The organism is Streptomyces albospinus (assembly GCF_014648695.1).
GTDB lineage: Bacteria > Actinomycetota > Actinomycetes > Streptomycetales > Streptomycetaceae > Streptomyces > Streptomyces albospinus.
Genome location: NZ_BMRP01000023.1, coordinates 102,605 through 113,755, shown reverse-complemented (window position 1 = coordinate 113,755; position 11,151 = coordinate 102,605). Strand labels below are relative to the sequence as shown.

Annotated in this window: 7 protein-coding genes, 1 pseudogene and 1 riboswitch; of the genes and pseudogenes, 3 read left to right on the top strand and 5 right to left on the bottom strand. The window is 72.4% G+C overall.

Translation table 11 applies throughout. The features are described 5' to 3' along the window. Positions 1–52 precede the first annotated feature (52 nt). Entirely contained in the window at positions 53–931 is an 879-nt protein-coding gene (locus IEZ17_RS27495) for a C40 family peptidase (RefSeq protein ID WP_189304654.1), read from the bottom strand. Positions 932–1,236: 305 nt separating this feature from the next. Between IEZ17_RS27495 and IEZ17_RS27490 the strand changes: the two genes are divergently transcribed. Beyond that, positions 1,237–1,590 carry a hypothetical protein gene (locus IEZ17_RS27490; protein ID WP_189304652.1) on the top strand — a complete coding sequence of 118 codons (354 nt, stop codon included), beginning with the start codon at positions 1,237–1,239 and terminating at the stop codon, positions 1,588–1,590. 304 nt (positions 1,591–1,894) lie between these two features. Here the strand turns inward: IEZ17_RS27490 and IEZ17_RS27485 are convergent, their stop codons facing one another. Then, positions 1,895–3,028: a C40 family peptidase gene (locus IEZ17_RS27485; protein ID WP_189304650.1), complete on the bottom strand. Its 1,134-nt coding sequence runs from the start codon at positions 3,026–3,028 to the stop codon at positions 1,895–1,897. An 8-nt stretch (positions 3,029–3,036) separates the two neighbouring features. Then, positions 3,037–3,206, bottom strand: a riboswitch (cyclic di-AMP (ydaO/yuaA leader). 350 nt (positions 3,207–3,556) lie between these two features. On the opposite strand from IEZ17_RS27485, the gene pcrA reads away from it, so the two are divergent. Next, positions 3,557–6,067, top strand: coding sequence for a DNA helicase PcrA (gene pcrA, locus IEZ17_RS27480; RefSeq protein WP_189304648.1), 2,511 nt, complete (start codon positions 3,557–3,559; stop codon positions 6,065–6,067). Positions 6,068–6,097: 30 nt separating this feature from the next. Here the strand turns inward: pcrA and IEZ17_RS27475 are convergent, their stop codons facing one another. Both IEZ17_RS27475 and IEZ17_RS27470 read right to left on the bottom strand, forming a co-directional pair. Beyond that, on the bottom strand, positions 6,098–7,702 hold the full coding sequence (locus IEZ17_RS27475) for a M23 family metallopeptidase (protein WP_189304646.1): 1,605 nt from the start codon (positions 7,700–7,702) through the stop codon (positions 6,098–6,100). Positions 7,703–7,939: 237 nt separating this feature from the next. Continuing rightward, positions 7,940–8,770, bottom strand: a complete 831-nt coding sequence (locus IEZ17_RS27470) for an esterase/lipase family protein (RefSeq protein WP_189304644.1) — start codon at positions 8,768–8,770, stop codon at positions 7,940–7,942. A gap of 363 nt (positions 8,771–9,133) precedes the next feature. Between IEZ17_RS27470 and IEZ17_RS27465 the strand changes: the two genes are divergently transcribed. Further along, positions 9,134–9,592, top strand: a complete 459-nt coding sequence (locus IEZ17_RS27465; RefSeq protein ID WP_159508474.1) for a cobalamin B12-binding domain-containing protein — start codon at positions 9,134–9,136, stop codon at positions 9,590–9,592. Positions 9,593–9,801: 209 nt separating this feature from the next. Here the strand turns inward: IEZ17_RS27465 and IEZ17_RS27460 are convergent. Next, a pseudogene (locus IEZ17_RS27460) lies at positions 9,802–11,151 on the bottom strand (DUF5691 domain-containing protein); the annotation flags it as partial.

Genomic DNA, 11,151 nt, shown 5'->3' with positions numbered 1-11,151 from the left:
TCGGCGGCCACACCCCAGCCAGCCGCGTCACCAACCTGTCCGAACAACACACCTAGGCCGGGCGGGTCGCTCCGGCGAACGGCAACTGGTCGATCGGCGCGATACGGACCGGTGCGCCCGGGTGCGGGGCGTGGATCATCCTGCCGTCGCCGATGCAGATCCCGACGTGGCTGATGCCGGAGTAGAAGAACACCAGGTCGCCGGGGGCGAGTTGGGATCTGTCGATGCGGGTGCCCGCGTTGATCTGGGTGTAGGTGGTGCGGGGCAGGGTGACACCGGCGGACTTCCAGGCGGCCTGGGCCAGCCCCGAGCAGTCGTAGGCGGACGGGCCGGTCGCGCCCCATGCGTAGGGCTTGCCGAGCGCGGCGTAGGCGAAGGAGACGGCCCGGGCGGCGCGGGGGTCGGGGGCCGCCGGCCGCCGCTGTTCCGCACCCGGGCGGTCGCGCACGGCCTCGGCGGTGCCCAACGCTCGTACGGCCGTGGCCGGTTGGGCTACGAGGGCGGGCCCGGCCGCTGCCAGGTGTTCGTCCGTGGTCCCGGCCTCTGCCAGGTGCTCCGCGGCGGTCCCGGCCTCCGCCAGGCCTTCCGGGGTGGCCTCGGACTGGTGGTGGAGCCGGCGGACGCTGCCGAGGCGGCGTGCGTAGCCGCCGACCGCGGTCGCCTGGTGGCTGCCGGTACGTTCCAGGACCGTGGCGCCGTCCAGGCAGCGCTGCGGGTCCGCGGGCACCGCCAGCCGTGCGGTCGGCGGCCGTACGGTCGGGTCGGTGCCTCCTGTGCGGTGCCGGGTGGTGGCCGGGGCGCCGAGTTCGGCGCGGGCGGGGGCGGGCCGTCGTGCGGCGCCGCCGATGCCGTCGAGGGCGGTGACGGCCGTGGCGTCCGCGAGGGCCGGCGGGGCGGCGGTGCGGATTCGGCTTGTGCGGTGCGACGCCACGGGGCCGTCACTTCCTTCCCTGGAGGAGCGGGCGCGTCAGGGCGGACGCGACCGCGACGGCGACCGCGGCCGTCCGTCACCGATGACGGACGGTGTGCCGGTGGTCGCCTGGAGGAGGACGCTAGGCGGGGGCGTCACGGGTGGGCGCCCGGTTGCCCGGCATTGTTCGTTTCCGACCGCGGTACGTGCGCGGGTGACCGGTGTTCCGGCCGCGGGTGGCCGGGAGCGGCCTGGCGTGACCGATGCGGTGATTGCGGGCGCCCTGCCGGAAAGGCCGTGCTATGGGGCGGATACGATCCACCACTATGGACGTAGTAATCAATATCTTCGTCGCCCTGCACATCATCGGTATCGCCGCCCTGCTGGGCGGATTCCTGACCCAGATGAAGGCGATGGGCGCGGGCGCCGCCCGCTTTGTGCCGGGCATGCTGCACGGCGCGCTGACGATGCTGGTCACCGGCATCGCGCTGGTCGGCCTGAACCAGATGCAGGACCACCCGGTCAACAACATCAAGATCGGCATCAAGATGGCCGTCCTGGTGGTGATCCTGGCGCTGGTCTACGTCAAGCGGGACGAGGAGACGATCGCCAAGCCGCTCTTCGGCGCGGTCGGCGGGCTCACGATGCTCAACATCTTCATCGCGGTGCTCTGGACCTGAGCTGTCCCGGTGCTCCGGGCCCGAGCCCCGGCCAACCCTCGGCTGCGACGCCCGCCGCAGAGACGACACACCGCGCGGTCATCCCGCTCCGTATCCGGAGGCGGACGGTGACCGCGCGGTGGCGTGTGGGGGGAGTGCGGAGGGTGGGGCTTGAGAGGAGCAGCCCTCCGCGGTGAAGAGCCGGCCCCCGGCTTCCAGGAGCCGGCTTCTGAGTCCGAGCGGGAAGTGGCTGAGCCGAGCGGAAGCGGCGCTCCGGCTTTGCGGGAGGCGGCGCCCCGGCGTTTGCCGGAGCTGCCCCGGCCCGCTAGCCCAGCCGGACGCTCCCGTAGATCGGCATGTAGTAGATCGACTCCACGCGGACGCTGGCGCCCGGGTGCGGGGCGTGGATCATCTTGCCGCCGCCGATGTACATCCCGACGTGGCTGATGTCGCTGAAGAAGAACACCAGGTCACCGGGCTGGAGATCGCTGGTGGAGACCCGGGTGCCGGCGTTGACCTGGTCCCAGGTCGTCCGCGGCAGATCGATTCCGGCGGCTCGGTACGCGGCCTGCGTCAGGCCCGAGCAGTCGTAGGAGCTCGGCCCGGTGGCGCCCCACACGTACGGCTTGCCTATCTGGGCGCGGGCGAAAGCGAGAGCCTCCTGGGCCTTGCTGGACGAGCTGCTGCCGGACGAGCCCGAGCCCGAGCCCGAGCCGGTGCTCGAACCGCCGCTGGGCTGCTGGCGCTGCTTCTCGGCCTGCTGGCGCGCCAGTTCCGCGGCCTTGCGCTGGGCCTCCAGCTCCTTCTGGCGCTCCAGTTCGGCCAGCCGCGCCTTCTCCTGGGCGGTCAGCCGGGACAGCAGCTGCTGGGCCTCGGCCAGTTTGGCCTGCACGGACTGCTTGCTCTCCTTGAGGGACGCCTGGGACTGCTGGAGGCTCTCCAGGCTGCGGGTCGCCTCGTCCCGCTGGCGCGCCGCCGCCGCGGCCTCCTGCTCGTAGTCGGTGACCGCCTGCTTCTGCCGGCCGGTCAGCCGCTCCATGAGGTGGTTGCGGTCGACGAACTGCTGCGGGTCCTTGGCGAGCATCAGCTGCGCCGTCGGGCTCATGCCGCCCGTCTGGTACTGGGCCGACGCGAAGGTGCCCAGCTCGCGCCGGGACTGGTTCATCTTCTCCGCGCGCTTGGCGGCGTCGTCGAGCAGGCGGTTCACGGTCCGCTGCTGGCTGTCCGCCTTCTCCTTGGCGGCGTTGTACTTCTGGGTGGCGACCTCGGCCTGCTGGTAGAGGCCGTCGACCTTCTGCTTGACGTCCTCGATGGACGGCTTGGGCGCCGTGGGGGCTGCGTTGGCGGTCTGCGAGAGCAGGGTCACCGAGGCGAGGGCGGCGGTGGTCAGCCCGGCGGCCGTACGGCGGCTGCCGGGCGAGGTGAGTATGTGGGTTCGCGGCTTGCGGTGCGACGCCAAGGCCGGCGACTCCTTCCGTGGACCGCCTACCGGGTTAGCTGTCGGGTTCGGGCGGTGGCGCTGACGGAAGGCTTGCCCTACGGTCGGTGCGTCCGCCTGGCGACGGCCGTACCGATCGATTCACCCCGGTGGTGCTGGTGGGTCCCCGGCTCCGGGTGCCTGGTGGCAGGGCCGGACTCGGCGGGGGCGGCCCGTGCGGACGCTGTCGTCCGCGGGGAGGGCGGGCTGCCCGACCGAGACGGTAGCCAACTCGTGTGGCTCCTGTGAAGGCTGATGTTCGATATGCCCGAAACCTTTTCGTGACCTCAACGCGGCGCCGGATTCCTTGCGGTGGAAGTCGTATGCGCGGCGGCCGACCCCGCGCACGGCTGATACGGTGCCCGGTCGCGCCGCGCACGGAAGGCCCGGGACCGTGTGCCCCGCGTGAGCCCCGGAGCGCCGCCGCCCGGACCTCCGCGCCCCGCTTTCCCGCCGCAATCGGCCACTGCGCAACCGGTTGTCAGTGCGGCGGCCTAGACTCGGTGGGCGATGAGCAGCCTCTTTGACGACAGCTTCCTGGCGGACCTCGGGCCCTCGGACGAGGAGCCCCCGCCGCCCCCCGAGGACGAGCACGGCCCGGCCCCGGAGGAGATGCCCGCTGACCTCTTCGGCGGCAGGTTCGACGCGCCCGCGCCCAGGGAGGCGTACTACCGCGACGGCGCCGCCCGCCCGGCGATCGACCCGGCGGCGCTCCTGGAGGGGCTCAACGACCAGCAGAAGGCGGCCGTGGTGCACACCGGCAGCCCGCTGCTGATCGTCGCCGGTGCCGGTTCCGGCAAGACCCGGGTGCTGACCCACCGCATCGCGCATCTGCTCGCCGAGCGGCATGTCCACCCCGGCCAGATCCTCGCGATCACCTTCACCAACAAGGCCGCCGGTGAGATGAAGGAGCGCGTGGAGGAGCTGGTCGGCCCGCGGGCCAACGCCATGTGGGTCTCCACCTTCCACAGTGCCTGCGTCCGGATCCTGCGCCGCGAGTCCAAGAAGCTCGGCTTCACGTCGTCCTTCTCGATCTACGACGCGGCCGACTCCAAGCGCCTGATGGCCCTGGTCTGCCGCGATCTGGACCTGGACCCCAAGCGCTTCCCGCCCAAGTCCTTCAGCGCGAAGATCTCCAACCTCAAGAACGAGCTCATCGACGAGGAGAGCTTCGCGGGGACGGCGGCCGACGGGTTCGAGAAGACCCTGGCCCAGGCGTATGCGATGTACCAGGCGCGGCTCCGCGAGGCCAACGCCCTGGATTTCGACGACATCATCATGACGACGGTCAATCTGCTCCAGGCGTTCCCGGACGTCGCCGAGCACTACCGCCGCCGCTTCCGCCACGTCCTCGTCGACGAGTACCAGGACACCAACCACGCCCAGTACACCCTCGTCCGCGAGCTGGTCGGTCCGGGCACGGCCGAGACGCCCGCCGCCGAGCTGTGCGTGGTCGGTGACGCCGACCAGTCGATCTACGCGTTCCGCGGCGCCACGATCCGCAACATCCTCCAGTTCGAGGAGGACTATCCCGACGCGACCACGATCCTGCTGGAGCAGAACTACCGCTCCTCGCAGACGATCCTCTCGGCCGCCAACGCCGTGATCGAGCGCAACGAGAACCGCCGCCCCAAGAACCTCTGGACGGACGCCGGCGCCGGCCCCAAGATCACCGGCTATGTCGCCGACACCGAGCACGACGAGGCCCAGTTCGTCGCCGACGAGATCGACCGGCTCACCGACGCCGGCGACGCCAAGGCCGGCGACGTCGCGGTCTTCTACCGCACCAACGCCCAGTCCCGGGTCTTCGAGGAGATCTTCATCCGGGTCGGGCTGCCCTACAAGGTCGTCGGCGGCGTGCGCTTCTACGAGCGCAAAGAGGTCCGCGACATCCTCGCCTACCTCCGGGTGCTCGCCAACCCCGAGGACACCGTCCCGCTGCGCCGGATCCTCAACGTCCCCAAGCGCGGCATCGGCGAGCGCGCCGAGGCCATGATCGACGCCCTGTCGGCGCGCGAGAAGATCACCTTCCCGCAGGCGCTGCGCCGCGTCGACGAGGCGTACGGGATGGCCGCCCGCTCCGCCAACGCCGTCAAGCGGTTCAACGTCCTGATGGAGGAGCTGCGCACGATCGTGGAGTCCGGGGCCGGCCCCGCCACGATCCTGGAGGCCGTCCTGGAGCGCACGGGCTATCTGGCCGAGCTCCAGGCGTCCACCGACCCCCAGGACGAGACCCGGATCGAGAACCTCCAGGAACTGGCCTCCGTGGCCCTGGAGTTCGAGCAGGACCGCGGCGCGGAGGCGGCGGATCCGGGCACCGCCGCCCCGGGTGGCACGCTCTCCGACTTCCTGGAGCAGGTCGCACTGGTCGCCGACTCCGACCAGATCCCGGACGAGGACGAAGAAGGCGCCGGAGTCATCACCCTCATGACGCTGCACACCGCCAAGGGCCTGGAATTCCCGGTCGTCTTCCTGACCGGCATGGAAGACGGCGTCTTCCCGCACATGCGCTCGCTCGGCCAGACCAAGGAGCTGGAGGAGGAGCGCCGACTGGCGTACGTCGGCATCACGCGCGCCCGCGAGCGGCTCTACGTCACCCGATCGACGATGCGCAGCGCCTGGGGCCAGCCCTCGTACAACCCGGCCTCGCGCTTCCTGGAGGAGATCCCGGACGACTACGTGGACTGGAAGCGGACCGGCCCCGCGACACCGTCCGCCTCGATGGGCGGCCTCTCGTCCGGGGGCTTCTCGGGCGGCGGCGGTGGTGGCTTCGGCGGGGGCGTCGGCTCCTCGCTGTCGTCCGCGCGGTCCAAGGGGCCGAGCGGCTTCGCGACCCGGCGCGCCAAGGACCGCCAGGTGGTCTCGCTGGCCGTCGGCGACCGCGTCACCCACGACAGCTTCGGACTCGGCACGGTCGTCGGCGTCAAGGGCAGCGGCGAGAACGCCGAGGCGACGATCGACTTCGGCGGCGAGAAGCCGAAGCGGCTGCTGCTGCGGTACGCGCCGGTGGAGAAGTTGTAGCGCCGGCAGGGGAGTTCGGGAGCCGCGGTCTCAGTACGGATTGAGGTCGTGGCTCCGCAGCCACGGGATCGGGTCGACGGCCGAGCCGCCGCCGGGGCGCACCTCGAAGTGCAGATGCGGGCCGGTGGAATTGCCGGAGTTGCCGGAATAGGCAATCTGGTCACCGGCCTTGACCGATCCGGCGCGGATCTTGGTGCTGCTCAGATGGCAGTACCACGTCTCGGTCCCGTCGGGCGCGGTCACGATCGCCATGTTGCCGTAGGCGGAGTTCCACTGGGTGCGGACGGTGCCGTCGGTGGCGGACATGACCGGGGTGCCGTAGCTGACCGGGAAGTCGATACCGGTGTGCACGGACATCCAGTTGACGCCGGCCTGGCCGAAGAGCGCGCTCAACCCGTGCTGGGTGACCGGCAGGACGAACTTGGGGCGCGCGGCCTCCTTGGCGGCGGCCTCCTCCGCCTTGCGCTTGCGCTCCTGCGCCTGTCGTTCCTTGAGGTCGAGGCGCTCCTGCGTGCGGCTGGCCCGCTCGCGGAAGTCCTGGGCGCTGGCGCTGAGTCCGGCGAGCTGGCTGTCCAGCTTCTTGTTGGCCGGGGAGTTCTTCACGGATCCGGCGTCGGCCGCGGCCTGCGTGGTCGAGCTGTCCTTGGCGTTCCCGCCGAAGTGACCGACGGAGGCGGCGGCAGCCGCGCAGACACCCATCGCGGCGACCGAGGGGACCGCGACGGTCAGCAGCGCCGAACGCTTCGCCGGGCGCCGCCGCCCACGGCCGCTGCCGCGGACCGCCTTGCCCGCCTCGGGGCCCTTGACGCGCCGGGAGGCGGCGGCCGGGGCAGGGGCCGGGGTGGCGGCGATGGGCATGGCCTGGGTCATCGCATCCGCGATGGACGCGGGATCGCCGGGGGCTTCGGGGGCGGCGGCAGGGTCGGTGTCCGGGGCGGCCTGCGGCGGCGCGGCCTCCTCCGGAGCGTCGTACTCGTACGCCTCGGAGGTGTGTTGGGCGCTCCCGGCGGTGTCGTACGTGCCGGTGCCGCTCCAGGTCGTGGCGTCCCACTGGACGGTGTCGGCCGCCGGCGGGCCGGCCTGTGCCGGGATGCCGGGAGCGTAGTCCGAGGTGGACCAGACCGCGGTGGCCTCGTAGCCGCCGGGCTCCTGGAGGGCGGTGGCGGTCTCGTAGCCGGTGGTGGCGTAGGCGCCCGTTTCGTACGCGGTGGTGGCGTAACTACCGGTGTCGTACGGGCCGGTGGGGTAGCTCCCGGTGTCGTACGCCCCGCCGGTATAGGCCGCGCTGTCGTAACTGCCGGTGTGCCCGTAGGAGGTGGCGTCGTAGGCGCCGGTGTCGTAGGCGCCGGTGTCGTAGGCGGGGGAGTCGTAGGCGGTGTGGGCGTACGGGTCGTAGCCGACGGTGCCGTGGCTGCCGGTCTCGTACGTGGTGGTGGCGTAACTGCCCGTTCCGTACGCGGCGGTGGCATAGCCGTCCGCCGGATGGCTTCCGGTGCCGTAGGCGCCCTGGTCGTACGAGCCGGGGAGCGAGCCGAAGAGGGCGTCACCGTCGCCGTATGCCGGGGGCTGCGCATAGGAGGCATCGGAAGCAGGGGCGGTGTGAAGCTGAGCCCCTGATGGGTGACGGTCGTCCACCAACTTCTCTTTCGCCTCGGCTGCAGGAGAATTAGCGGCGACTGTACCCGGCGGTACGCGACGGCGACAATCTTCCAGGACTTTCGGGCTCGGCGGGATGGGGTACGTGGTCGCCTTTCGGCAGCGCGCACGCGCGCTCTTGGCGCGTCGTTCGAAGATCGTTCGACAAAGCGCCGGCAAGAGGCGCCGGACGTCAGCCGGACTTCTCGGTCGGACTTCACCGAAGAGCGCCCGTCTTCAGGCCACCGAAATGGCCTCGCCCGCGGTCTGTGCGGTCTCCGCCGAGGTCAGGGCCTCCCGTATGCCGGCCGCGACGGTGCCGCTGACCGGCAGCGCGAGATGTCCGACCCCGGCGACCCGGATGTTCTCCGCGCACAAATCGGGGTGATCGATTCTGGCGGTCTCCGCCGGCACCATCACCTGATCCGCTTCGCTCCAGAACGCGACGAACCGCGTCCGGCAAAGCGGCGCCGGACGCCCCAACTCCGCGATCACATCGGAATCCGGGCGCATCTGCCGGACGATGGGATGCGCCGACATCAGAGGTGCGATCCGGGTGCCGGAGTGCGGGGTGCCGAGCGTGATCAGCGTACGGACGCGGGTGTCGCCGCCGAGGCGCTGGACGTAATAGCGGGCTATCAGGCCGCCGAGGCTGTGGCTCACGATGTCCACCCGTCGGTGACCGGTCCGCGCGCACACCTCGTCCACATGGCGGCTCAGCAGCTCGGCGGCCTTGCGCAGATCGCAGGTCAGCGGGGAGTAGTTGAGGGCCTGGACATGGCGCCAGCCGTGGCGGTGGAGGGAGCGGCGGAGCAGCACGAAGACCGAGCGGTTGTCGATGAAGCCGTGGAGCAGGAGGACGGGCGGATGGGCGCGGCCCTCGGTGGGGAGGAGGGCGGGAACGCCGGGAGCGGTGGCGCCCGACTCGGACCGTCCCGGCGCCCGGTGGAGGGGCTGTTCCTGCGCGATGCCGGTCGGATAGAGGAGGAGGTGGCCGGCCAGGATCGCCAGCTCCACGAGCGTGCTGCGGAGGAGAAGCGGTGCGGTGAGAACAGGCAGGGCCCCCATGGCCGACCTCCCGAACGGCATGCGGAAGGCCGCGATGACCCCCGTATGCCCTCGTGGGAAGCCATGAGCAGCGGCGTCGGCAGTGCGGCGGCCCGCGCGACGGCCCGGCTGCGGCTCCCCGGGCGCCCGGACCGCGTGACCGTCGCCGGCCGTCCCTGGTGGCGACGCGACACGCGGAACACGGCGCGTAGCGAACATGTCCCATGTGTGATTTCCCCCTCGCCGCATGTCACGAAACGGCTGGGTACGGGATGCTGGAGATAACGTTCGTTCACGCTCGTGGCCGCCGCTTCGCGGTCGCGCGATCGATTGTCGGCTCGGCGGCACCGCCCTGCGGATGCCGTGCATGGCTTGGAGGCAGTGATGAGTGTGGCGCGACAAGACGGAGCGCAGACGGGGAGCCAGGGCGCGGCGGGCCGGTCCGGGCCGATCCGCGTCGTCGTCGCCAAGCCGGGGCTCGACGGGCACGACCGGGGCGCCAAGGTCATCGCGCGGGCGCTGCGGGACGCCGGTATGGAGGTGATCTACACCGGGCTGCACCAGACGCCGGAGCAGATCGTCGACACCGCCATCCAGGAGGACGCCGACGCGATCGGGCTGTCCATCCTCTCCGGCGCGCACAACACCCTCTTCGCGAAGGTGATCTCCCTCCTCCAGGAGCGCGACGCGGCGGACATCAAGGTCTTCGGCGGCGGCATCATCCCCGAGGACGACATCGCGCCGCTCAAGGCGCAGGGCGTCGCGGAGATCTTCACTCCGGGGGCGACGACCGCCTCGATCGTGGAGTGGGTCAACGCGAACGTACGCCCGCTGGCCGTGTGAACCTGCCGGGCCCTGTCGTCCGACTCCCGCCTGCCTGCCGACGCCCGGCACGCCCACTCGTCGCACCGGACGACGACCCCAGTACTCCAAGTACAGGGGCCGTCTCCGTACAGGGGCCCTCGCCCGGCCCGCCGAGAGCGCGCAGCGGACGCCGCCCGGCCCGCCCTCCGGGCGGACGACGGGAGTGTGACGACAGGACCTGGGGGCGGTCATGAGCCGGCCCCGGCCAGTTCGGCGTGCATGGTGGCGCGCAGCCGCAGGGTGCCGACCAGGCGCTGGAACGCCTCGGACCAGTAGCCGCCGGAGCCCGGCGAGGCGCCCTCGGGCTCGTCCGTGAGCGCCGTCAGCATGTCGAGGCGGTCCGCCGCGGCCGGGTCCAGGCAGCGCTCGGCCAGCCCCATCACCCCGCTGAAGCTCCAGGGGTAGCTGCCCGCGTCGCGGGCGATGTCCAGCGCGTCGACCACCGCGCGGCCGAGTGGCTCGGACCAGGGGACCGCGCACACGCCGAGCATCCGGAAGGCGTCCGCGAGGCCGTGCCCGGCGATGAACTCGGCCACCCACAGGGCCCGTTCGCCGTCGGGGAGGATGGTCAGCAGCTTCGTCACGTCCCGCGACGAGCCGCCCGGCGTCACCTCGGCGGCGGCCCGGGCGGGGGTGCCGGGCGCGCCCAGCAGCGCCCGCGCCCAGCCGGCGTTCCGCTGGCGCACCGCGGCGCGGCACCATGCGTCGTGCAGCTCGGTCCGCCGGTCGCCGGCCACCGGGAGCGCGACGATCTCCGCCGGGCCGCGGTCCCCGAGGTGTCCCGGCCAGCTGTCCAGAGGGGTCGCTTCCACCAACTGGGCCAGCCACCAGGCGCGTTCGCCCCGCCCGGAAGGGGGCTTGGGGAGGACGCCGTCCCGCTGCATCCCGGCGTCGCAGGCGCGGGGCGGCTCGATGGTGATCACGGGCTCGCCGGCGGCCGGGTGGTCCAGGGCGACGCAGCGGAGCGTGCGCTCGGCCATCCGGGCCGCGAGCGCGGAGCCGGGGAGCGCGGACAGCAGCTCGGCGGCGGTGCCGCGGACGTTGCGGCTGCGGTCGGACAGCGCCTGCTCCAGGAAGGGCTCATCGCCCGCCGACAGGCCCTCGCCCAGGGAATCCAGGAACATCAGGCGGTCCTCGGCGCGCTCGGTCGCCCAGGTGGTGGCGAGCAGGCCCAGGCCGGCCTGCGGGTCGCGGCGGCGCAGCGCGGTCAGCAGGGTGACGCGTTCGGCGAACAGGCCCTCCTCCCAGAGGCGCCGTACGGCCTCGGGGTCGCCGGCGCCCCGCAGCGCGGCCGGGCCGCCGAGGCCGCGCAGCGCGAACTTCCAGTCGCCGTTGAGCCGCGCCAGCCACTGGGCGCGCGGGCCCGCCAGGGCGAGCGCGGCGGGCCGCAGGTCCGTACGGGCCCTGGCCGCATCGAGGAGCGCGGGGAGCAGCGCCTCGGGGGCGCGGTAGCCCTGCTCTACGGCGGCGGTCAGCCACTGGGGCAGCAGTTCGGTGAGATCGGGGGCGGCACCGCGGCGGCTGCCGGCGCCGGCGCC